This is a genomic window from Acanthopleuribacter pedis (assembly GCF_017377855.1).
GTDB classification, from domain to species: domain Bacteria; phylum Acidobacteriota; class Holophagae; order Acanthopleuribacterales; family Acanthopleuribacteraceae; genus Acanthopleuribacter; species Acanthopleuribacter pedis.
Map to the genome: position 1 here is coordinate 104,289 of NZ_JAFREP010000022.1, position 23,914 is coordinate 128,202.

Below are 23,914 nucleotides of genomic sequence, written 5' to 3' on the forward strand. Positions count from 1 at the left end.
ACAAAAAAGGCTCGCCGACGATAAGCGGCTTTAGGTAAGATAAACCATTCTCATGAATACAACGCATTTTGATGTTTCGGCGCCCCTTTCGGGAATCCGTAGGGTGGGGTTGTGCGGAGGTCCGCGCCATGGCGATGAACTTAAAAGTCCAGCTTGGCATCTACAGTCTCGGCATTGTCTTGTTAACCATTGCCGCCTTGCTCTTCGCCGCCTACGGCGTGTTACGTCAGGCCGCCATTGAGGAACTGGGCCTAAGAGCCCAACACGTCGCGGCCGTGGCAGCCTTGGCCATTGACGGCGATTTACACGAACAAGTCCGGAGCAATGACGACGCCGCCGGCGAAGCCTTTACCACGATTCGCGAACAACTGCGGGACATTGCCCACGCCATGGAATTACCGCATCCAATTTACACCCTGCGCCAAACCAACGAGGGTATGCAGTTTGTCATCATGACCCAGGACGAGACTTTTGTCGGCAGTACCTACAACGCCGCCCTTTACGGCGTGGCCGACGATATGGCGACCACCCTCGAACAGGGCAAGCCAAAACACACCGATCTCTATACCAGCACTTCCAACACCTACATTTCAGGCTACGGCCCCATTCGCAACAGCGCCGGCGCCGTGGTGGCGCTGGTTTCCATCGATCTCACCGCGGACGACGTTCAATCGGCCCTCATGGACAAAATGACCCCGCTGATTTGGGTCGGTTTGGTGGTTGCCTTGCTGGCATGCGTGATCTCGCTCGGTCTGGTTACCTACATCACCAAGCCGGTTCGCGCTACCGTGGCACACATCCAGAACATGCTACAGACACGGGATTTAACCTGTCGCCTTCCAGAAGAGAGCAACGATGAAATGGGCCAACTTGCCCGTTGGTTCAACAGTTACAACGAATCGATTTTGGCACTGATCGTCCAGCTCAACCAAAACATTGCCAAGCTCGCACAAGCCGCCGAACAACTCAGCCGGCAAAGCGATGAAACCAACGCGGAATCTCAGGAACTAACCGGGGACGCGAACCGTTTGGTAACCCTGGCGGGAACGGCTTCCGGTACCCTATCCGACATTGCCAAAAGCGCCAAGGCGGGCGTGAATTCGCTGGAAGAAATGGAACAAGCCATGCAGCAAATACAGGGCAATATGCGGCATATGGACGGCGCGGCCCAGGCGATGTCGGGCGATATCAATGAAGTAGCGGCCTCGGTCGAAGAATTAAGCCACACCATTCAGGACATCGGCAGCAACATCAATGAGGCACGTAAGGTGTCGGCACAAGCCGCCGAAACGGCGCGGGAAACCAACGCGACCGTCAACCAGCTGGACACGGCCGCGCGTGAGATCGGCGAGGTGGTCGCCTTGATTTCCAAAATTACAGAGAGAACCAACCTGCTGGCGTTGAATGCCTCAATTGAGGCGGCCAGAGCCGGCGAGGCCGGTCGTGGATTCGCGGTTGTCGCCAACGAGGTCAAGGAATTGGCCAACCAAACGGCCGGTGCAACCGAGGACATCTCCCGTCGCATCAACGCGATTCAGTCCAACACAACCACCGCAATTGATGCGATTCGCAGCATTAATCAGATTATCAACATCATCAACACCAAAACCGGTGATATTGCAGCGGCGGTGGAACAGCAGACACAGACGGCGATTGAAATCGAAGAACGCATGGTGAGCAGCGCGCAGAAGGCACATGAGGTATCCCAAGGCGTCAATGAATCGGCTCAGTTCTCCGAGTTAGTCACCGAAAAGTCGTCCAAAGTGAGTACCGCGGCCAAAACCGACGCGGAACAAGCCGGCGCGATGTACAAAGAGTCGCTGGTGGTCAAAGAGATCGGTGAGAAAGTTCACAAAAGGGCAAAATTATCCAACAGCAGCGCGGAGCGGCTGCAGCAAGAGGCGCGAGGATTGAGCGAAATTGCCCAATCGGTGTCGGAATTAATCGGCACTTTCAAGACATAAAGCCTTGCGTATATTAGCCTTGTATCATCACCCCTTTGGCGGGGACAAGCAGGTATAAAGCAACATATTTCGTGGATAGGCAAAGTAAGGCGAGGCGACCGACACCGCTGTCATTAAACATCCACAAAAAACCCACAATGAATTAACCAACTGCGTTTAAACGCCTTTTTTCGAGGGCTCAAAGTGGGACAACTGGTTAACCACGTGTTTTTTTATGGGTTCGAAATGTAAAATTTTGAGAGCGCTCTCAGTTGCTCGCGCGGGCACAAACCCAGCTTTTTTCTGAAGCATGATTCACCACAAACCGCGAAGGTGAACCCTTGCGCCCCTTGCCTTTGCGTGATGTGGCGGCGCAAAGAAACGGCCCAAAAACGGGTCCAAGAAGGCGCCCATGGACCCGTTTTGGCAAGGGTGAGACGGCCTAAATCGAAGGAAACAAAACTTTTTCGGACTTGGCCACGAAACATACATTGAATAAAATAGCCAGAGCCGGCTCAAAAACGACGGCTGAGCCAGGCCCCTGCTCGAATATGCTTATAACGGTTCGTAGATTAATGAAGATTTGACGAGTCGCGGTTGTTCCCTTGAAGGTCGTATGCCACCTCGGTGGCAGCAAGCCGACTACAAGGAGACGCCCCCATTCGACAAACGGAGGTCTAAACCACCAATGGCCACGAAAACCAAAAAGCAAACGAAACAACCTTTTTCCTTTGACCCGGAAGAAATGGTTTGGCCTGAGGTCGAGGATTCTTGGACCGAGGAAGAGCTGTTATGCCGGAAAGGCATGTTTAAGTTTTCCAAAATCAAGGAGAAGTTAAATCTGACCACGGCCGACCTCACCAAAATTAGCCGAGACGCTCTCAAACAAAACATCAACACCTACGAAACTTACGGATTCGGCAAACCCAAGGGCAGCCAGTACATTGTACGTATGTCTTTGTTTCGCGAGTTCTACAGTGAGTTCAACCAACGCAAGGACCTACCCACCAACATCGACCTGGACCAGGTACAAACCGTCCCTAAGAACATCAAAAATGCGAATCTTTTGCTTGAGCTGCGCGGGTATTACTACCTGAAAGACATTTGCTCCTTTTCGCCCTTTCGCGAAAGCGAGGAGAACATTCGCAACACGATCCGAGCACATGAGGACCAGGAACAAGCCAAAGCGACCCTAGGTTGCTGGTACGACGCCGGTAAACGCGAGTTTTTCGTCGACATGGAACTCTTCCCCAACTGGTTCTTTAGCAGCGTCTGGGTACGAAACTAGTTTTCGACTTAGGGAAAAACCCCCAAAAGAACAAAGCCAAGACGCCAACAAAAACACAAATCATGATTTTTTCAACATTCTTACTTGATCTCGGTGCAACTGCCGGGCGAAACTTTTAGGATGTAAGAGCCGGGCTTCCCTCGCTGTATAAATTTTCTCCCTCTCTCTATGGATACAAATTAACACCACACATCAAACTCTTGCGGAGGCACTAAATGACCAATTTGGACAACACTAAGGGCGGCAAATTCGAATTTGACCACGAAGAAATGCATTGGCCCAACGTGGAGGACGATCACACCCCTCAGGATATTCTCAATACCGACGGTATGTATAAGTTCTCCAAAATCAAAGACATTCTGGGTATGACCACCATGGAGCTGACCAAGCTTAGCAAGGTCGCCGAGCAAAAAGGTCTCGACACCTACGAGCACTACGGTTTCTTCAAGCCGCGCGGCAGCCAGTATGTTTTGAAAATGAGTAAGTTTCGTGAGACCTTTACAAAGATTTCACAATTCAAATCCATTCCCACCAACATTGATCCTCGCGACTTGAAGGTTATCCCCGAGGGTGTCACCGACGCCAACAACATTCTCAAGCTCAAAGGTTTTTTCCGCTTGAACGATGTCTGTCAGTACTCTCCCTTCAAAGAAAACGCCGAGGTCATCAAAAACCTGGTTCGCAAAGAAAAGAATCAAGAGCGCGCCATGCAAGACAACGGCTGCTGGTACGACAGCACCAAACGTGAATACTTCGTCCACATGGACAGCTTCGGCTCTTGGTTTTTCCAAGAAGTTTGGATGAAAGGTTTCTAAGCGTCGGTTGCCCACCGCGCTGTAAAGAACCGCAAGACCCGTTCTAACACCGAGGCACCCCGCGACAGCCCCCCTCGTTCGCACCGCCTCGGTTTTCACTCAGGATTCATCTACTCAGATTATTTGGGAACAGCAGATCGACAGGCCGCTGTTCCCTTTTTCATTTTTTGGACCGGGGTGTGGTCAACGGCCACCATGGTTTGGTTTCGCTCCGGCCCATCTTTGGTTGGGATCCGATCCGGCGCGCCCCATCTTTGGTTGGGATCCGATCCGGCGCGCCCCATCTTTGGTTGGGATCCGATCCGGCGCGCCCCGAAGCGGGCCGCACCGCCGCCCCTTAGGACCATGTTTTCAATAAATGCGAGGCAACGCCTCGCCACCCTGGACGCACGCTGAAGGCGTGCAATAGGTTAGCCCCGGGTACGACCATTGAAAATGGTCGCACCCTGGGTCACGGGGGTTCACGAACGGAAAAACCCCGAAGGGGTTGACACCACATAATTTACGAATCCCACAGGCCTCCATGGCAATACAAAATAACCAAGGGTTGGTTTGCCAATAAAACAACCACATGATCCATTCGGTTCATTGCCGTAGTTCCGCCAAAGATCGTCCCACCCGTTCATTCCCGTAGGGTCCGCGGAGATCGTACCTACCATACGGTTCACCGTTGTGGTACCGGCGCCGTCAGCGCCTACCCAAAGGGAACCCCAGAGAACCCAGAGCAAATGGTTGTGCCACAACCATTTGATCGGGGCTGAAATCCTCGGCACCTTCAGTGCCGCTGTAAGAGGTTCGCCTTCGGCTCACGTTTTAAACCAGTTAGGGTCCGCGCACGGCGGTGTGCGTTCCCCTACAGGGAACGCCGGATCACCACCCATTTCAACAGCCGCCCATTCCGAACCGTTTCCATCACCGAGCCATGACAACAAGTTTCCCTTCCGCAACGCCCAAAAATACCGTCGTGCGGAATATTCCCCCTAACCCGCGGACGCTTGGCTCGCGCCCGCCTCCTGTAGCCAGGCCGGCTTGGTCACCTTAATCGTCGCGTTGAGATCGTGGAGGATGTGATAGAGCCCGAAGTAGGTACGGTCAATGTAAATCGCGTCCTTGCGGCCACGAACCGTTTTATTGTCGCGCAGATCACGATCACGCCGTACCCGCTCCCCGAAGGCGTAGATCTCGTCAAAATAGGTACGGTCCCCGAAGTAAAACCGATCCGCGTGGAACGGTCGCGCCAGCAACTCGATCATGCCGATGAAAAATTGGGTAAAGAATTTGCGCTGCTCCGCATCGTCGTGGTCATAAAGGAAACCCATGCGGGAGAACAAATCGTCCCGTGCGTCCAGGTTCTCGGGATCGAGCAAGTCCTGACGCACCAAGCTAAAGTAATTGGTGTAAAAATCGTCGGGAATCTCTTTAACACACCCAAAATCGAGAATGCCGATGCTGCCGTCTTCCCGGAACAAAAAGTTGCCGGGATGTGGATCCGCGTGCAATTTGCGCAAATGGTGAATTTGGAAGTGGAAACAATCCCACAGGCGCTGTCCAATCAAATCCAAGAGCGCTTGGTCCGGCTTGCGCTTGAGGAACTCACGCAAATGCTCGCCGTCCAGCCAATCCATCGTCAACACCCGCTTGGCGGAGAGTTCCGGGTAATATTCGGGAAAATCAATGCCTTCCAAATGACGACAGGCCGCACTAATCTCCAAGGATCGCGACAGCTCCAAACCGTAATCGGTTTCCTCCAGCATCTTGACGGCGACCTCGTCCATAAAGTGATCCAGCTCTTTGCCGTTCACATTGAGCAACCGAATCGCCAGCGGACGCACCATCTTGAGGTCCGTCATCACGGAATCCCCCACGCCGGGGTACTGCACCTTGACGGCTAACTTCTGCTCGCCGCGCCTGGCCAGGTGGACCTGTCCAATACTGGCGGCATTGACCGCATTGCGCGAGAACTCGTCAAAAATCATCGTGGGCTCCTTGCCCAGTTCTTCCATAAACGTTTTGACCACCAGCGGGTAGGACAAGGGCGGTGCACTGTACTGGGAGAGGCTAAACTTTTGCCGGTAGGCCGCCGGCAGCCAATCCGGGTTCATACTGATCATTTGGGCGGCCTTAAGCGCGCTGCCTTTCAACTCGCTTAATGACTGGTAAATTTCCTGCGCATTGGCCTCTTCGAGTTCGGTACGCGGCCGTTTGGGGTCAATCAGCTTTTTGGAATAATGACTGACGTAATTCCCGCCCACCTTGGCCCCGGTCGTTGCGAACTTCATCGCGCGCTGGATTTTGCCCGTTGGAATTTTGCCCAATTCTTTCACACAACACCTCTCACCCTCGCGGCCGAAGCCGGGTTAACGTCGGCCCTGCTGCACGACGAATTTGCCCAAATCCAACCAGGAGTCGAACAGGTTTTTTCCGCCACAATCAAACAGAGCATGGACGGTTTTTTCAATGGCTTGATCCGTATTTTGGCATTGCGCGGATTCGTCATCCAGCCAGAACAACAACAAGCAATAGGTCGGAAAAACCAAACCTCGTGCGTAGTATTTGGTAACCATCGGCCGTTCCACCAGCTCACCGTCTTCCAAGGCGGTTTCAATTACGGGTTCGGCCCATTCCAAGATTTCTTCTTTGAGGCCCTCCAGCACGCGGGGCATGCCGAGCGCGGGCGCGCGCAGCAGCGATTCATACGCCGCGGCAAAAGCCCGTTCGCGACCAAACTCGGAAAACAGGGTAAACCAGAATGCCAGCAGCTTTTCGCGGCCCGAGTATTCGCCATAGGTCTCATCGGCCTCGAGAATCATTCGTGTGCGCCGACCGAATTCGGCCCAGGTCGCTTTCTCCAGGGCCCGCAGCGAGCCGTAACTTTTGAAAAACTCGGGCGTTTCGCGTTCGCCGTGACGCGCCAACGCCGCCGCCGTCTTCGGGCGATCACCGTATTCGGTGACATAGGCCGTCAGTGCCTCTTTCCAACAAAACGGTGTCGCTTCGACTGTTTCCGTCATGGTTGTACCTTCCTTCTCAGCCGCCTTCGACCGGCGTTTTCTCAGCCGCCTTCGGCCGGCGGTTTTCACCCTTTCCGCGCGGGTTGCATGGTCCGAACTTGAGACGAAATCACCGCGTCAAAGGTTTCCTTTTTGTTGTCACCCGCCAACAGCGGGCTTCACCAAGGCGACCCAGCTTCGCGCCCAAACCCAGCGCCACCAAGCCATTGGCTCGGTAGTACGCCGATCTAAACCGACCTGCCGACCCAAAACCCGATAACTCTTTGCGGTAAATATCTCAACGATCCCGCGCGGTTCAGGTAAGATGATAACCACAAGCCTGCAGAAATGACGAATGCAACACCCCGTAGGGGAGAAACCCCTTGTGGCGCGCCGGCTGAGCGACAGCTTGGCGACATGGTCTTCCATGACAGCCCACGCCTAGGAGGTCAAACCCGTGATTACGCCGCCGCGTGAACCGACCGACACCTACTTTATCTTTGAAGTTTGCTGGGATTTAGGCGACCCCAAGGGAGGGACCCGGCGAGTTCTGGCGAGCAAAGCGCAGAAGATGACCAAGATTTACGGCGACCACTACATCCTGATCGCCCCCCACTTGGAGCGCGAGGATCAACATCCCGACAACTTGATCCCCGAACCCCATGCCATGACTTGGCTCAACCCACTCCAGGACGAAGGCTGGCGCATCAACAGTTACCGCTGGGACGTTCCCGGCCGCCCGCGTTGCCTGCTCGTCGACTTTTCCAACGCCTACCGCCGCAAAAAAGACCTGGTCGATTGGCTGTTCAGCCAGTACCACGTGGAAGCCGACGACGCCGATTGGGACTTCCTTGAGCCCGTGCTCTTCGGCTACACCGCGGGCCGCGTGATCAGCGCCTACAGCGAGGTGAACCAAGAGAACTTGGAAATCGTCGCCCATTGGCATAACTGGCAAGTCGTCGCGGGCCAACTCTTCCTCAAGGACCGGCACCCGGAAGTCGCCCATGTCGTGACCCTCCACCACACCGTGCTGGGCCGCGCCATCGCCAATACCGGCGAAAACGTCGTCACCGCCTTGGAGAAAATCAACGGCGACGAAAAAGCCAAATACCTGGGTTTGTATCCGCCCTATCAACTCGAAAAAGCGGCCGTTATTCAGGCCGATTGCATCACCACCCCCAGCGCCGTGACTGCCAGCGAGATGCAGTTTTTCCACGACCGTCGCGCCTCACTCATCACGCCCAACGCCTTACCCGACGATTTCCCCGCCCCCCACACGAGCGACCCCGAACACCGGCTAAAAGCCCGCGAACGTTTGTTCCAAGTCGCGGAAGCCCTGACCGCCGCCACCCTTGACCGCGAGGAAACCCTCCTGCTCTTGAGCTCGGGCAGCTACGACTACATCAATAAAGGCCTGAACCTCATCCTCGACACCTTGCCCCACCTGGAGGAACGCCTCAAAACCGGCAGCCGCCGCGTCGTTTTGTTTTTGCTGACACCTAGCCGCGTTCTTCATCCCAACCGCCAGGTCGTCAACGCGCTCAACGGCACCGAACCCCTCAAGAAACCCAAACTGATCACCCACGACCTCTACCACATTGAGGACGATCCGATCCAACGCCATCTGGCCCGACTCGAGATTCGCAACCAGCCGGAAGATCACATCAACGTCATCTTTGTACCCGCCGTGCTCGACGGCGAGGACGGCGTCATGAACCAGGATTACGCGAGTCTGTTACCCGGCTTCGACCTCTCCTTGTTCCCCGCCCACTACCAAACGTGGGGTTTCGGTCCGATGGAATCCCTGGCCAACGGCGTGCCTACCCTCACCTCCGACCTTTCCGGTTTCGGTAATTGGGTTTCCGACGCCTATCCACGCAGCCGTTTTTGCCATGTCATGCAGCGCACCACCGCCGACTACGAGCAAGCCACCGCCGAGCTCACCGGCTTCACCGCCGGCTTTGTCACCGCGCCCGCCGAACAACGAGCACAGTGGTCGCGCGAGGCGCGCAAACGCGCCGACAACTTCCATTGGACCCTTTGCATTCGCAACTACCTCGAGGCTTACCACGAGGCCATTACCGCCCGCGACCGTCGTTACCACGGCCACGGTCGCCACAAAAAAGAAACCCTTCCCCTCTACGAAAACGCCGACATCCTCACCCTCAGCACCGGCCAACCGCCGATTATGAAACCCTTTACCGTGCTAAACCTGCTGCCCGCCTCCCTGCGCCGCCTGCGAGAACTCGCCTACAACCTCTGGTGGAGTTGGCATCCAAGCGCGGCCGAACTTTTTGCCGAACTCGACAACGAGGCCTGGCACGAGTCGGGGCACAACCCGGTGGAAATGCTCGATTCCGTCCCCCAAGAAACCCTGAACAACCTCGCCCAAGACCCCGTATTCCTCCAACGCCTCGACGACACCCTCGCCCGCTTCGACGCCTACCAGGGACAACGCACCGGCCCGCGCCGGCCCGAGGTCGCTTATATCTCTTACCAATTCACCTTGCACGAATGCCTGCCCCTGTTTTTCAGCAGCGCGGGCACCATCGCCGGGGACACCCTCAAAAGCGCCGGCGACCTGGACTTCCCCATGGTCGGCCTCAGTCTCGCCTTCCACCACGGCACCCCCACCCAGCGCTTCGACCTACAGGGCAACTTCCACGGCGAATTCCGCGAATCCGACTTCACCTCTCAACCCATCCGCCCCCTCAAACAACGGGACGGCTCGCTGTTTACCATTCGCATCGCCTTCCCCGGTCGCCGGGTCACCCTCCAGGTATGGCGGGTCGAGGTCGGCGCCGTGTCGCTTTACCTGCTGGACAGCGACCACCACGACAACAGCGATCAGGACCGGCTCATCACGCGCCACTGCAACCCAACCGACCCCGAAACCCGCCTACAGCAGTGTATGATCCTCGGCGTCGGCAGCCGCCACCTGTTGCAAGAACTGGATATCAAACCCAAAATTTGGCATCTCAACGACTGTCACGGCGCCTTTCTGACCTTCAGCCGGGCCGCGCAATTGGTCCACAAGGAGAATCTCCCCTTCGACGCCGCGCTCGCCTACATCCGTGAAACCACGCTGATGACCGTGTACCACGCCGGCCATGACGAGGAATCACACCAAGGCACCGTATTTGACGAGGACACCATCCGTCCTTATTTCAACCTCTACCGCCACTCGCTTTCCGTTTCGTGGCAACACCTCACCGCCCTCGGCGCACAACCCGACCCTCAGCGACGCAACCGTTTCTCCCTCAACCTATTAGGGATTCGCAGTGCCGGCAAACTCACCGCCAAGAACCAGACCCACCGCGCTCAAATTCAGCGCAAACTGCAACCCTTGGCCGCCGGTTACCACGCCTCGGAACTCCCCATCTCCCAAGTAACCGAGGGCGTCCACCCCACCTCCTGGATCACGCCCGACCTGCTCGAGCTGCTCAACACATCCTTGGGCGCCGACTGGACCCAGCGCGGTCCCGGTGAGGTGGATTTCGACCTGGTCACCACCCTGCCGGAAAAAGACATCCGCCGCGCCAAACTCAAGGCCAAGGCACGCTTGCTTCACGAGGTGCGCCGTCATTTGGAACACACCTGGCACCACCGCCGCGATTCGCCGTCGCTCCTGACCAAAATCATCGGCACCATGCGCGACGACGCGCTCATTATCGGCTTCACCCACCACCTGGCCCTCAACCCTCGCGCCAACCTGCTATTTCGCGACACCGCCCACCTCGCCCGCCTGCTCAACCAAGAAGACCGCCCCGTGATCATCCTGTTCGCCTCGCACATCTTGCCGGGCACCCTGGAAGCCGAAACCGAGGCCGAACGCAAGCAGGCCGAGAAACTGGTCAAAGACATGTTCCACCTGTCGCGTCGCGAAGAATTCCTCGGGCGCCTGATCTTTTTGGAGAATTTCGACCTGTTCCTCAACCGCATGCTGGTTCAGGGTTGCGATTTATGGCTCAACGCGCCCTCCAATTTGGGCAACTACGACATGCTTTCGGGTATCATGGCCGCCGCCAACGGCGCGCTCAACCTCAGCGTGCCCGACGGCTGGTGGGTCGAGGCAGACAACGGCAAAAACGGCTGGACCATCGGCAAAAACCTGCCCGTCGCCAACCGAGACTACCGCGACGAGTTCGACAGCCAGCATTTGTATTTGTTGCTAGAACAGAACCTCATCCCGCTTTACTTCCACGAGTGCATGATCGGCCCCAGTCAGGATTGGCTGGATCGCGGTCGCCGCGCCATGGCTCAAGTCATTGGCAACTTCAGCAGTCACCGCCTGTTACGCGAATACAACCAGCGCTTCTACCAAACCATGCTGGACCGCCGCGATCATTTCCTCGCCAACCACTACGATGCCTGCGGCGAAAAGGCGCGCCGTCACGACTTGTTCCTCGCCGGCTGGCAGCGCTTGGCCATTTTGGAAACCCACGTGGAGGGCCTGCGCGAGGAATCCGTGTGTCACGGCATGGATGTCCACGTGGAAGTGCATTTGCGCCATGAAAACCTACCTGCCGAGATGCTGCGCGTCGAATTCGTCAGCGGCGTGCGCGACCACAATAACCACCTCCACGAGCTGATCGTGTATCCGCTCCAACAGGCTGAAGACAAGGGCACCGAAAGCCGTTGGCGCGGAATCTACGTCCCCATGCGCAACGGCCCCAAGGCGTACGGCATCCGCGTGCGTCCCAACGACGAGAGTCTGGACTTGTCCTTTCCGCTGGTGAAGTGGGCCAGGTAACAGCAGGACCGACAACCAAAAAGGCCTTCGGTTTTCGTCATCGGTGTCTTCAGACTTTGAACGAAGGGCCTGTTTAATCCTGCACCGCTTTCCTACCATTGGGCTTAGACCGGTCGTGCCATAATGAAGGCACGACATGTTTTCACATGAACGAAGTAACTCAGGTTTTACCGCCCCATCAACCGGTTATAACGAAGAGGGTGCGCATTTCGAGCAATGGATTAACTTATGAATACTTTATGGGTCGTCGTCCTCGTCCTGTTCGTTTACAAAATCGTGCTGCTGAGCATCGGCTTCGCTTACCGCGACAAGGGCGGCGATGACGCCGGCTTCTTTCTCGGCGACAGAAGTCTCGGTCCCTGGTTTACCGCGCTTTCCTCGGCCGCGGGTTCTTCCTCGGCCTGGACCTTGTTGGGTGTCTCCGGGTTCGCCTATACCCACGGGCTCTCCGCCGTCTGGATTATCCCTGGTAGCGTGGGCGCTTTTTTCATCAACTGGTATTTGGTCGGCCCGAAACTGCGGCAAGAGGCGACCCGCGAACAAGCACTCACCTTAACCGACTTCCTGGCCGGCCAAGCGTCAGGAACCTGGAACAAGGCGTGCCGTTACGCCGCTTCGCTGATCGTGCTTTGTTCGCTGCTGGTGTACGTGGCCTCACAGTACCAAGGTGCCGGCAAGTTGTTTGAAGCAACTTTCGCGATGGACCCCGTCCTCAGCATTGTGGTCAGCGCCCTAATCATTTGGATTTATTCCCTCACCGGCGGGTTTCTCGCGGTTAGCGCCACGGACACGCTCCAAGGTTTGGTGATGGCGGCCTGCGCGTTACTGCTCCCCATTGTCGCCCTGATCGCGGTAGGCGGGCCCGGCGCCTTGGCGGAAGGCATCGCGGCCGTCCCCGAGCCCAGCTTTGGCAGCTTCACCCGTGATATGGAACTGATGGCGGCGGTGGGTTTCATCGGCTCACTGGTGGGGATTAGTTTGGGAGGACCGGGTCAGCCGCACGTGGTTAACCGCTTCATGGCGGCCAGGGATGAAGACACCATTCGAATCGGGCGTCGCATTGCTTTGACCTGGGCCTGTTTTGTGTTTGCCGGCATGATTCTGCTGGGCTGGTGCGGTCGCGTACTGGGCTCACAACTTGCCGACAATGAAACGATCCTTTTCCACCTCGCGAGTGAATTACTGCCCCCCATCCTGGCAGGCGTGGTGTTGGCGGCCGTTTTATCCGCGACCATGTCCACCGCCGACAGTCAGCTCCTGGTGGCGGCTTCTTCGGTAACCCATGATTTACCCGGTGAACGCCGAAGCAAAAATGCCCCGCGTATCGCCCTGACGCTGGTCAGCTTAGCCGCGGTGGGTTTGGCTGTTTTCGGAGATCGCGCCATTTTTTCAAAAGTGCTGTTTGCCTGGTCCGCGCTCGGGGCCGCGTTCGGCCCACTCCTTCTCGTGCGGTTACACCGCGGCAAGGTCAGGCCCGCTTTCGCCTTTGCCGCCATGGTGGTCGGCTTTTCGCTCGGCGTGGTGTTTTACCTGATTCCCGGAACCAAGGGAACCATCGTCGAGCGGGTTCTGCCCTTTGTCATCGCGTTACTTATCGCATTTTTCGGCGCAGAAAAAACCGGGACCAGTCCACCCAGCCATTCCGAATAGGAGACCGAAGAAGGAACCTAAACTGGTCAGAAATCTGTCTGTTTTCTTTGAAACCGTTTCCATCTATGGGCGCGTCGCCTATGCAACAACCTGTTTGGCTGAGGCAATCAAAAAAGATTTCCCCTTAGAAGCGCGCAAAAAATGGTTCGACTTCATCGCCTTTCTGTCCAGCTATACCCTCACAGATAGGCTCGACATATGGCACGAGCATGCCGCGGATAGAATGCCCGATTCAATTTTAGAATTCTCAACATATAAGGAGTACGAAGGCCCAAACAAGGATGACGATCTCTCTGTTGAATCTGAGGAATTCTACCGCCTTCAGTCTCTTTTCCGAACAACCCCACCCTATATTCTTTCGCTTATTGAAATCATTTTTGATATAGCAACAGTCGAACTATATGGAGGAATCAGGCCTCCGGCAATAGAATCACTTAAAGACATCAATAAGTTCATCAAATTAGCATGGGATAACAATGTGACACTTCCAGACCACCAGCTCTTCAGGCGACACCAACCAACAAACACATTTTATGGCGATTGTTTCAAAATGCCGCTCCCCGAGATATTATTAGGCCTCGCTCCACCCAGACAATAAAACCTAAGTAGCGCGATAACTCGCAACCAGCTCGAACAGCTTCGGCTAGGAAGAAAAGCGGGTTAGGTTTTGGCTTCGATTTGGACCTGGCCGTGGTCGTCGATGACGAGGTAGCCGTCGAAGGAATCGCCGTTGTTGTTTTTGAACCCTTTGATTAGGGTGGTTTTTTTCTTTTCGACGAGCTTTTTGACCTGAGCCGGGGTCAACTTCTTACCAGCGGTTTCATACCACACCACAAAGCGGCATCCCTCGCGGAATCGGCTACACCCAAACCCACGTTTACCGGCCATTAAGGTGCCCTGGCTGCATTTGGGGCAGGTCAAGGCAACGATATCTTCTTCCGTCACCTTTTTGGATTTACTTGGCTCGGCCGGGATCAACTGAATGCCGTTTTGCGGATCCAAGGTTAAACGGCCGTTTAAGGTTTTTCCCTCGTTGTCTTTAAACCCTTTGATCAGGTTGGATTGGCCTTTCTCCACCAAGGTGGTGATCTGCTTTTTGGTCAACGTTTTGCCCGCTATCTCCTTGGGAATCAGCAACCGGCAGCCACCCCGATAGCGCGTACAGCCGAAAGCCTTGTTGCCCTCCACAATCCAGCCGCGCCGGCAACGGGGACAGGAACCAAAGTTGGCCATGCCCTTGGGTGGCTCGTCACGCGGCCCCGCGGCAGGCCCCGCGCCGGATGCTTGCTGCACCGGTTTCGCATGTTGGTTTTGTCGGGTACGTCGGTCTTCACCGAAATCCCGGGCCCGCAAGGCACGTGTCTGGCGCACGGCCGGAATCATTTCCCGAATAAAATTCTCGATGGACGTCATGTACGCGCGATGATCGAGGCGGCCGTTTTCAATTTCTTTTAGCCGCCGTTCCCATTCGCCGGTTAGTTCCGGGCTCCGCAAGGGATCAAGTACCATGCCGATCAAGGCTTTGCCCTTGGGCAAGGCGTGGATGTTCTTTTTCTTGCGCTCAACGAACTTGGAACGAATCAGCTTTTCGATCATCTCGGCGCGGGTGGCGGGTGTGCCCAACCCGGAATCCTTCATCGCCTCGGCGAGGGCGTCGTCGTCGATGTCGCGACCCGCGTATTTCATGGCATTCAACAGGGTGGCATCGTTGAAAGGTTTGGGCGGCGAGGTCTCTTTTTCCTGAACCGCCAAACCGGCCACCCCGACGGTATCGCCTTTTTTAAAGGTGGGAATGGCTTGTTTGCCGTCGTCATCGTCCTTGCTTTTGTCCTTGTCCTTGGCCTCGTCACTTTTGCTTTTGCGCGGCGGCTCAACCACGCGCCACCCTTGCTCCAGTTCGATGGTCCCGCGCGCCAAAAAAGTTTCCCCACCGATATCAAGGGTCACGGTGGTTTCCTCCAACACTTGGTCGGGCAAAAAGATGGCGACAAACCGGGTGGCCACCAGGTTGTAGATCAGGGCAAGCGGGCCGCTAAGACCGTTGGGCGGGCGCCGGTCGGTGGGCAAGATCCCGTGGTGGTCGGTAAGTTTGGTTTTGTCCATGTAGTGTTTGCTGAGCTTGAAGCCTCCTTGAAGACGCGCCAACGCGGCGGACGCGTGGGGATGCTCCAAGGCCTTGAGGATGCGCGGTAACATGGGCGCCATGTCCTCGGAAATGTGGCGCGACTCGGTTCGCGGATAGGTGATCAGCTTGAACTTTTCATAAAGTTCCTGGGCGTAGGTGAGCACCTGTTTGGCGGTGAACCCAAAACGTTTGTTGGCTTCTTTCTGCAAGGTGATCAGATCGTAGAGTTGCGGCGGCCGTTTGCGTTTCTTTTTCTTTTCAAACTTGGTGACGGTGGCGGTGTCGTGGGGTTTGAGTTGTTGCAACAAACGTTCAGCGCGCACCTTGGTATCAATGCGATACTTGTCCTCGGGATGCCAAAACTTGGCTTTAAATCCTGGTTGCATATCGGCAACAAGTTCGTAATAAAAGGCTTTTTCGAAGTTTTCGATTTCCCAATCACGGCGAACAATCATGGCCAACGTGGGTGTTTGCACGCGGCCGATGGTGCAGAGCATGCCGTTATGGACGGTGTAGGCGCGGGTCATGTTCATACCGACCAGCCAGTCGGCTTTGGTGCGGGCAAGCGCCGCGTGGGCTAAATCGTCGAAATCGGCGCCAGGCTGGAGTTTTTCGAAACCCTCGCGGATGGCCTCGTCGGTGAGACTGGAGATCCAGAGACGGCGGAAGGGTTTGGTACAGCCGGTGTACTCGTAAATGAGGCGAAAAATGTTTTCACCCTCGCGGCCGGCGTCGGTCGCGCAGATGATTTCCTCGGTGGCCGCATCGTTAAAAAGTTTCTGGACCACGGCGAGTTGTTTTTTGGTGCGTTCCTGGTCTTTGAGCACCCATTTCTCGGGCACCATCGGGAGTTGGTCGAAGCTCCAGCGGCCGGCCCAACGCTGGTGGTAATCGTTGGGTTCAGAAAATTGAACGAGGTGACCGAGGGCCCAGGTGACGACCCAACCGTTGCCGCTAAGGTAACCGTCACCGCGTCGGCCGGCCCCGAGATTGCGCGCAATATCCCTCGCAACACTGGGTTTCTCGGCTAACACAACCTTCATGAATCAGAACACTCCCAACGGGGTATCGGCGGTCGCGGTACCGACGACGCCGGCTTGAGGCGGCATGAACACCGCATTGAGCTACAGACCTAAACTGAGCAATTCTTGGCCGCGCCCTCGCACAACCTGTTGGGCCGCAACATGTCGTGAAAATCCGCGACGTACCTTACAAGAACGCCTTTGCTTTTCCCAACACGTTTCGCTCCAACCCTCGGCGCGTCCTGCGCCGATATTTGTGTGATCGCATCCACCCGAATCGCGCACTTCAGGACAGAATTCCCGGCGTAAACGACCGCCGGTGATCCTAACAACAGATCCCTAATTCCCGCTACAGTCAATCTGAAATAAATTGCTAAGATGCCCGCAACATGGTTAACTGCGTTAAACCTAAAAGAGGCGATACTTCGCGGTAGTTTCCGTTAAATTTCTGGGCTAAAAGGGCTTGTGAACATGGGTTGCGTAACTGCTCCACACACCTTCGCTTCACACAAATCTTTTTTTTCCAGAATTTTAAGGGAGCCTAACCGCGCGAATCGCGCCTTCTAGATGCGCGTTTTCACGCGGAAGAATTCCGAAAAACCGGTACGGGACGGAGTACACTGTGACGCCATTTGTATGGATCATCGGGTTGATGGTTGCCGGCACGACCACGAGTTTTCAATTGCCGAGCACGGAGATTTTTGTGGCCGAAAGCCAGATCGGCGAAACCGGCATCACCCTGACCAAGGTCATGAATGTGACCAAAAACGACAGCTACGACAACCAGCCCTATTTTATCGACAACCACTTAATGGCCTACAGCGCCGATAACGGCCAAGGCGCGACGGATATTCGCATTCACAACTTCGCGGATGGTTCGACTCGAACCCTGCGCGCCACCCCGGAAAGCGAGTTCAGCCCAACCCTGACCCCGGACGGCAAACACCTTTCGTGCATTCGCGTGGAAGAGGGCGGCGCCCAACGTTTATGGCAGTTCCCGCTTGACGGGGGCGCCCCACAACTTCTCCACGCCGACCTGCGCACGGTGGGCTACCATACTTGGCTCGGCAAAAAAGCGTTGGCTTTGTTTTTGGTTGGCGAACCCCACCGTTTGGTTCAGGTTCAGTTGCCGGACGGTAAGCCGATCACCTTGGCGGAAAACATCGACCGCGGCCTGAGTCGCATTCCAGGAAGTCAAAGCATTGCCTACATCCAAAGAGAAAAAGAAGGCGGTGTTTTGCTGGCCACCCTCACGCCGGGCAAAGAAGACAGGGTGATGGTGACACCCACGGCAAAAGAAAGCGTCGACATGCTTTGGTTGGCCAAGGACCGTGTGCTCATGGCGCGCGGCGGCGTGATTTATCAATTCGTGCTGAAAAAAAGCAAGCAGTGGCGACAAGTCGCCGATCTAACCAAAGAGGGGGTTACGGAAATCACCCGCCTCGCCATAAACCCCGACCAGACACGTCTCGCTTTGGTCGTTAACCGTCCTTAGACGCCGCGCCACCCGCGCGAATCGCCCCCGCAAGGAGTCGACCGTGGAACGCACCACCACCCCAGACGGCCTGGACGACAACCGTCACGAGCTGTCGGCCTCGGACTATGCTTGTTATCGGGTTGGTTTCCCCGAACGAACCTTTGAAGAACTGCGCCGTCTTGAGATTGGGCGCAAGGGGGAACGCATTCTCGATTTCGGTCTCGGAACCGGCACCCTGGCCCGTGGTTTCGCGGTGCGCGGCTGCTCGGTAACGGCACTGGAACAAACGCCGGAACAAATCGCGGCCTCCAAAAACATCGCCGAATTTGAGGGTCTCCAAATCGAATGGGTCTTGGGCCGGGCGGAACACACCTGCCTGCCGAGCAAACACTACGATTCGGTTACCGCGGGCCAGTGTTGGCATTGGTTCGACCGGCCGAAGGTCGCGGCGGAAGTCGCGCGCGTCCTCAAGCCCGGCGGCCAGTTGGCGATCATTCACTTCGATTGGCTCAACATACCGGGCAGCATCGCGGAAGCCAGCGAACAGTTGATGGACGCCTTCAACCCACTCAGCGCCAAGCCCCACCTCAAGCTGGGCCACGGGGTGGGCATTTACCCGGCCTGGACCCTGGATGTCGCCAAAGCCGGTTTCGAATACATCCAAACCTTTTCGTTTGATGTGGTGGTCCCCTACACGCCGCAAGCCTGGCGAGGTCGGGTCCGCGCCCACCAAGCGGTTAGCGGCAAAATGACATCGGAACAAATCGTCCGCTTCGACCTAGCGCTCAAAGGCTTGCTGGAGATCAAATACAACGACGAAATGCTCGAAATCCCCCACCGAGTCTGGGGCCTGGTCTGTACCAAAACCTAGCCCGCATTTCTCACCAACAGTTCTGCTGCGGAACTCAAACCGTTGCGATTACTTCGCTTACTTGGTCGGGAAAGCCTCGACGTGGCGCTGCCACGCATACGTTTTCCCTCGGTCGCAAACTTCGTACTCACAACGGTTTCAGCTCCTCGCGACGAATCTTGGTGAGAAACGCGGGCTAGCGGCACCGGACCCGCCAAGTGCCCCAAAACAACCGCTTCTAAGACAACCTGCACGCTATTCTCGAAACCGGCAAAGTCTGTTAAAACATCCTTGTCCCGCCTTTCGATCTTCTTAGGTTTAAATCCGATTTTCTTTTTTGAGTGAGGCCCCTCATGGATCGTCGCCACTTCCTTCGCATCAGCGCCGCCGCGGCGGGCGGTGTGGTTTTTAGTGTTTCTCTGCAGCGTTGTGATCGCGGTCCCAAACCGGTTTTCGACGATTACCGCGAGCAAGTTGAAGTCAATGCCTTTATTCGCCTCACCCTGGACAACAAGGTCGATATCGCCATCCCCAAACCGGAAATGGGTCAGGGCGTGCGCCAAGCCCTGGCGATGTTGGTGGCGGAAGAACTGCACGCGGACTGGCAAAAAGTCACGGTCCACCAAGCAAGCGTCGATCCGCGGTTGGGTGACCAAACGGTGGCCAACAGCTACAGCATTATCGCCTTATGGGAACCAATGCGGCGCGCGGGCGCGGCGGCGCGGGAACTCCTGTGCAAAGCCGCCGCCAAACGCTGGGGCGTGAAACGCAACATGGTCACCATCGAAAACGGACTCATTCTTCGCAAGGACCAGGCGGCCGATTCGCTTGAGTTCGGCGATATCGCGATGGAAACCCTGCAATTGACCGTGCCCCAAAACCCCCCGCTCAAGGACCCGCAATCCTTTAGCTTGATCGGGACCAGCCCATCCAACCGCGATCACCAGGCACTGGTCACAGGCCTACCCTCGTTTACCACCGACGCGAGCAACCACCATAACCGGGTGGCGGTGGTGGTGCGCTGCCCGTTCATCAAGGGCGATTTGGCGCAATCAGTCCCCCTGAGTCAAGAACAGTTTCCCGATCTGGATAAGATCATCCCGCTACCCGGCCTACCGGCACCGGATCGGACCTACCCCGGCGTTGCGGTGGTCGCCCACGATACCTGGACGGCGATGAAGGCGGCGAAGGCATTGCGTGTTTCGTGGAACCAGGGGAGCAGTGAGCGCACCGAGGATTTTGACCGGCAAGTGGCGAGCACAGCCGACGCAAAGGCCTTTGATATTCGCGGCGATGCGGTCACCGCCCTCAACGCGTCGGCCAAGGTGATTGAAGCGGAATACCGCCTCCCCTTTTTGGCCCAAGCCCCACTGGAGCCAATGACGTGCCGCGTTCACTTTCAACAGGATCGGGTTGAAATCCACGCACCTACCCAGGCACCGGCCCTGGCGATCAAAGCGGTGTCCGAGGCCCTGGAAATCCCGGCTGAGAACATCAACCTCACGGTTACGCGAATGGGCGGTTCGTTCGGACGACGGGTGAATGCCGATTTCGTGCTGGAAGCAGCCCAAATCGCACGCCAAATCCACGCCCCGGTGACCCTGTTGTGGACCCGCGAGGACGACATGCGCTTTGGTTTTTTCCGCCCGGCAAACTTCCATCGCCTCAAAGCCGCCTTCGACGAAAACGGACGGGCCTCGGCGCTGCAACACCACCTCTACTCAAGCTCCATTCACAGCACCTACCACGGCTTTGGCAAAGAAGGCGCACACGTCCCGGAAACGCACGGCAGCGTGATGGATTTGCCCTACGGCATCCCCAATACCCGCTGGGTTTTCAGCCAACTCGAATCGGATGTGCGCCAAGGTTTTTGGCGCGCGGTTGCTTACGCCTACAACATCTTCGCGGTGGAATCTTTTATCGACGAAATGGCCGCCGCCGCCGGGGTCGACCCGCTCAGCTTCCGTCAGAACTTGCTAACGGACCAAAAACCCTTCGCGGGCAAAACCTATTCGGATTTCCAGGTGGAACCGGCGCGTTTGAAAAACGTGCTCGAACTGGCCGCCGAAAAAGCGGGCTGGGGTAAAACGATGCCGCCGGGAAGCGGGCAAGGCATCGCGGGTTGCTGGTACTTCACCAGCAACACCTACGTGGCCATGGTGGTCGAGGTCATGGTCGGCGAAGACGGCTCGGTGCGCGTGCCCCGCGTCACGGCCGCGATTGATTGCGGTATCGCGGTTGATCCCGACAATGTGCGCGCCCAGGTGGAAGGCAGTATCTCCTTCGGTCTCTCGGCGGCACTGTACGGAGAAATCACGCTGAAAGACGGCCAAATCCAAGAAGGCAATTTTGACGACTATCCGGTCATGCGCTTCAGCGACATGCCGGTGGTGGAAACCCACATCGTCCCTTCAACGGATCCCCCGGGCGGCGCGGGCGAGCCGGCCCTACCCCCGGTCGCCCCGGCCCTTTGCAACGCGGTCTTCGCGGCCACGGGCAAACGGGTGCGCCGTTTGCCGTTGGTCAAAAACCTGACCGAAATGGGGTAACGGCCTGCTTGTAGCCGTAAATGACCGGCGTTTTGTCAACAAAATTTATTTTTTTTTCGATCACCGCGGGCTATCGGCGCGTGAAGGGTAGCAAAGAGACCTGTTCAGCGCCCCCGACCCGCGGCGCGCACGGCGGAAGTCCCGTGACAAGGTCCTTTTGAGGCGCCCGTATCCGGTTGACGCCCCTCATCTACCTCGGCCGGGAAAAGGCCGGCCGAGAACGTATCGAACCCACATCCCTCACGACCCTGTTCGCGCAACGCGACGCATCGGCCTGAGGCCCATGGGGCAAAACCCCACTGTCGCCGATCCCCGACGGTCGCGGGTATAGCTACGCCATGGCAACACGCCGGCCACGCCTGTCCTCAAATTCGCATATTGCTAAACAAGGAGCCCATAGATGACCCAACCCTCGAAAGAACAAAGCACCGTTTCAGGCTTTTTAAAACCACTTGGCTACACCTTGGGGATTGCCGACCTCAGCTTGGATGACCATGGATTGTGCGTCCTCGACGTGGAAGGCACCGGCCGCGTTCACATCGAGGTCCCGCCGATCAGCGAGCACTGTTTTATCGCCGCCCCGGTGACCTTCGTACCCATGGACGGTGAGGCACGCAACCAAATCCTGACCCAGGCGATGCGCCTCAACTTCTTCGGTCGTGGTACGGAACTAACGACCTTATCCCTGGACCCGGACAGCGATATTTTGAATGTCCACGCCTCTCTGCCGGTCAAGGATCTGGACGCCCGCCAATTAGAAAACGTGTTTCACAACATGGTCGACCTGATTGGCACGATTCGGCCCAAATTTGAACAACGAAACGAACCGGCCGAACAAGCGCCGCGGCAAACGGCGAGAATGGCAGCGAACAGCGAGGTCACGCCTTTCGCATCGCACAGCAGACACGCGGGTTTTGCTTAACGTCTCCCCCAACAGCCAACCCATTCTAAAATTTTTCCTGGAGGATTGAACCATGTTTCCCGCAAACCCCGGCCGTATCGCCAACAACCCCCAATTAAATGCTGCCCGCAATGCACTCAACAACCATCTTCAAGCACGCAACAACCAGCCCGGCGCGGCCGTTTTGGCGGCGCAAGTCCCACGGGCACCCAATGGAACCCGCGGGCTGGCAATACCGCCGGGCGCGGTCCAGATCCGCGCCTCAACCAACCCGCCCGTTTACCGAGACTTCGCCGCCTTTCAGGCAACCCTGCAAGCCGAGGTCAACGCCACCGCAAACTTGCCGGCCGGTAATCCGCGCCGCGATGCAGCGGTTCGCAATTTAGCCCGCGCCGAGGTACTTTTCACCCATTACCGGATGGGCAGCGATATCGCCGGCACCCGAATCCTCCACCGTCGCGGCCAGAACCCGGCGGAACGCTACCGCAGCTTGGTCTCAAACTTCCATGCTTGGGAGCGCGGAGAACAAGCGGGTCGCCCCCAGCTCAACCAAGTTCCGATCATGTATGCACGCGAAAAGATGAATGCCCATTACCAGCAGCAAGAAGCAATGGGTTTCATTTACGCCCCAACCCAAGTCCAAGCGCAATTCCGTCCATGGGATCCGGGCGCGGCTCCGGGCGCGGCTCCGGGCGCTGCTCCGGGCGCGGCACCGGGTGCTGCTCCGGGCGCGGCTCCGGGCGCTGCTCCGGGCGCGGCACCGGGTGCTGCTCCGGGCGCGGCTCCGGGCGCTGCTCCGGGCGCTGCTCCGGGCGCGGCTCCGGGCGCGGCTCCGGGCGCGGCTCCGGGCGCTGCTCCGGGCGCGGCTCCGGGCGCTGCTCCGGGCGCGGCTCCGGGCGCTGCTCCGGGCGCGGCTCCGGGCGCGGCTCCGGGCGCGGTCGCCAACGCGGGACACGACATGCAATCCAACTTTTCTTGGTTGCTGGGCGCCATGCACAATCGCGAATCGTTCGAATTGCTGGGGCCACTGACCCAAAACAGCATGGTGCGTGGTTCTAACCCCAATGAAGCCTCGGCCTTGTTACGTGAGGTTCGCGCGTTGCTGGCCCACGGCTATACGGTGAACATAAACCAACAAGCCGGCCCCGGCGGCGTCCCGATCATTACGCTTGACCCGCCACCCCTGGCAAACGGGCAAAACCCGCTGGCAAACGTGAGCCTTGCCGACTTAAGCAACGCGGCGGGCAACCACCTGACCAATCAAATCGAAACGGGCCAACTCACCGTTCTCGGCCTTTACAACGCCAACTTTGATAATGGACCTCAGGCGGCAACCATGACCAACGCGGACAACCGTGACCGCGCTGTTGCAGGTGCCTACACGGGCTACCGCCGCGGTGTCGGCAATCCCCCGGTCCCGCGCCCACCGTTGGATACAACCAACGCCCAGCAACGACAACAAATCGGAACCTGGGTCGGCGGGCAACGCGTCACCGGCGACAGCAACCTGGGTTAACCCACCCAATTAGATCCGCCTGTCGCCCCGGCGGC

14 protein-coding genes are annotated in these 23,914 nt (G+C 57.2%); 11 read left to right on the top strand and 3 right to left on the bottom strand.

The genetic code is table 11. From position 1 onward, the window contains the following. The first annotated feature begins 128 nt into the window (after window positions 1-128). The 3 genes from J3U88_RS22105 to J3U88_RS22115 all read left to right on the top strand — a co-directional run bounded on the left by J3U88_RS22105 (window position 129) and on the right by J3U88_RS22115 (window position 4,046). Window positions 129-1,964, top strand: a complete 1,836-nt coding sequence (locus J3U88_RS22105) for a methyl-accepting chemotaxis protein (protein ID WP_207861162.1) — start codon at window positions 129-131, stop codon at window positions 1,962-1,964. A gap of 724 nt (window positions 1,965-2,688) precedes the next feature. Then, window positions 2,689-3,231, top strand: coding sequence for a hypothetical protein (locus tag J3U88_RS22110; RefSeq protein ID WP_207861163.1), 543 nt, complete (start codon window positions 2,689-2,691; stop codon window positions 3,229-3,231). 215 nt (window positions 3,232-3,446) lie between these two features. Beyond that, window positions 3,447-4,046, top strand: a complete 600-nt coding sequence (locus tag J3U88_RS22115; RefSeq protein WP_207861164.1) for a hypothetical protein — start codon at window positions 3,447-3,449, stop codon at window positions 4,044-4,046. Window positions 4,047-5,026: 980 nt separating this feature from the next. On the opposite strand, the gene J3U88_RS22120 is transcribed toward J3U88_RS22115, so the two are convergent. Together J3U88_RS22120 and J3U88_RS22125 are read right to left on the bottom strand one after the other, a co-directional pair. After that, window positions 5,027-6,370: an AarF/UbiB family protein gene (locus J3U88_RS22120; protein WP_207861165.1), complete on the bottom strand. Its 1,344-nt coding sequence runs from the start codon at window positions 6,368-6,370 to the stop codon at window positions 5,027-5,029. A 33-nt stretch (window positions 6,371-6,403) separates the two neighbouring features. Then, window positions 6,404-7,057, bottom strand: coding sequence for a hypothetical protein (locus J3U88_RS22125; RefSeq protein WP_207861166.1), 654 nt, complete (start codon window positions 7,055-7,057; stop codon window positions 6,404-6,406). A 436-nt stretch (window positions 7,058-7,493) separates the two neighbouring features. Between J3U88_RS22125 and glgP the strand changes: the two genes are divergently transcribed. From glgP to J3U88_RS22140, 3 genes are all read left to right on the top strand, one after another. Continuing rightward, window positions 7,494-11,789: an alpha-glucan family phosphorylase gene (gene glgP / locus J3U88_RS35085; protein ID WP_207861167.1), complete on the top strand. Its 4,296-nt coding sequence runs from the start codon at window positions 7,494-7,496 to the stop codon at window positions 11,787-11,789. A gap of 228 nt (window positions 11,790-12,017) precedes the next feature. Beyond that, the gene (locus J3U88_RS22135) at window positions 12,018-13,439 is read left to right on the top strand and encodes a sodium/proline symporter (protein ID WP_207861168.1); all 1,422 of its coding nucleotides are present in this window, start codon (window positions 12,018-12,020) and stop codon (window positions 13,437-13,439) included. A 94-nt stretch (window positions 13,440-13,533) separates the two neighbouring features. Further along, a complete protein-coding gene (locus J3U88_RS22140) occupies window positions 13,534-14,037 on the top strand; it encodes a hypothetical protein (RefSeq protein WP_207861169.1) in 504 nt (167 codons plus the stop codon). Window positions 14,038-14,099: 62 nt separating this feature from the next. Here the strand turns inward: J3U88_RS22140 and J3U88_RS22145 are convergent, their stop codons facing one another. Next, complete coding sequence (locus J3U88_RS22145; protein ID WP_207861170.1) at window positions 14,100-16,607, bottom strand: type IA DNA topoisomerase; 2,508 nt, start codon at window positions 16,605-16,607, stop codon at window positions 14,100-14,102. Between the two features lie 601 nt (window positions 16,608-17,208). Here J3U88_RS22145 and J3U88_RS22150 point away from each other — a divergent pair. From J3U88_RS22150 to J3U88_RS22170, 5 genes are all read left to right on the top strand, one after another. After that, complete coding sequence (locus J3U88_RS22150; RefSeq protein WP_207861171.1) at window positions 17,209-18,081, top strand: TolB family protein; 873 nt, start codon at window positions 17,209-17,211, stop codon at window positions 18,079-18,081. 43 nt (window positions 18,082-18,124) lie between these two features. Further along, window positions 18,125-18,934: a methyltransferase domain-containing protein gene (locus tag J3U88_RS22155; RefSeq protein ID WP_207861172.1), complete on the top strand. Its 810-nt coding sequence runs from the start codon at window positions 18,125-18,127 to the stop codon at window positions 18,932-18,934. A 332-nt stretch (window positions 18,935-19,266) separates the two neighbouring features. Continuing rightward, a complete protein-coding gene (locus J3U88_RS22160; RefSeq protein WP_207861173.1) occupies window positions 19,267-21,462 on the top strand; it encodes a xanthine dehydrogenase family protein molybdopterin-binding subunit in 2,196 nt (731 codons plus the stop codon). A gap of 400 nt (window positions 21,463-21,862) precedes the next feature. Then, window positions 21,863-22,384: a type III secretion system chaperone gene (locus J3U88_RS22165; protein WP_207861174.1), complete on the top strand. Its 522-nt coding sequence runs from the start codon at window positions 21,863-21,865 to the stop codon at window positions 22,382-22,384. A 52-nt stretch (window positions 22,385-22,436) separates the two neighbouring features. Further along, window positions 22,437-23,879, top strand: coding sequence for a hypothetical protein (locus tag J3U88_RS22170; protein WP_207861175.1), 1,443 nt, complete (start codon window positions 22,437-22,439; stop codon window positions 23,877-23,879). The last annotated feature ends 35 nt before the right edge of the window (window positions 23,880-23,914 follow it).

Coding starts and splice junctions, on each gene's coding strand:
- J3U88_RS22105 (WP_207861162.1), top strand. CDS start 129: ATGGCGATGAACTTAAAAGTCCAGCTTGGCATCTACAGTCTCGGCATT.
- J3U88_RS22110 (WP_207861163.1), top strand. CDS start 2,689: ATGGTTTGGCCTGAGGTCGAGGATTCTTGGACCGAGGAAGAGCTGTTA.
- J3U88_RS22115 (WP_207861164.1), top strand. CDS start 3,447: ATGACCAATTTGGACAACACTAAGGGCGGCAAATTCGAATTTGACCAC.
- J3U88_RS22125 (WP_207861166.1), bottom strand. CDS start 7,057: ATGACGGAAACAGTCGAAGCGACACCGTTTTGTTGGAAAGAGGCACTG.
- J3U88_RS22135 (WP_207861168.1), top strand. CDS start 12,018: ATGAATACTTTATGGGTCGTCGTCCTCGTCCTGTTCGTTTACAAAATC.
- J3U88_RS22145 (WP_207861170.1), bottom strand. CDS start 16,607: ATGAAGGTTGTGTTAGCCGAGAAACCCAGTGTTGCGAGGGATATTGCG.
- J3U88_RS22160 (WP_207861173.1), top strand. CDS start 19,267: ATGGATCGTCGCCACTTCCTTCGCATCAGCGCCGCCGCGGCGGGCGGT.
- J3U88_RS22165 (WP_207861174.1), top strand. CDS start 21,863: ATGACCCAACCCTCGAAAGAACAAAGCACCGTTTCAGGCTTTTTAAAA.
- J3U88_RS22170 (WP_207861175.1), top strand. CDS start 22,437: ATGTTTCCCGCAAACCCCGGCCGTATCGCCAACAACCCCCAATTAAAT.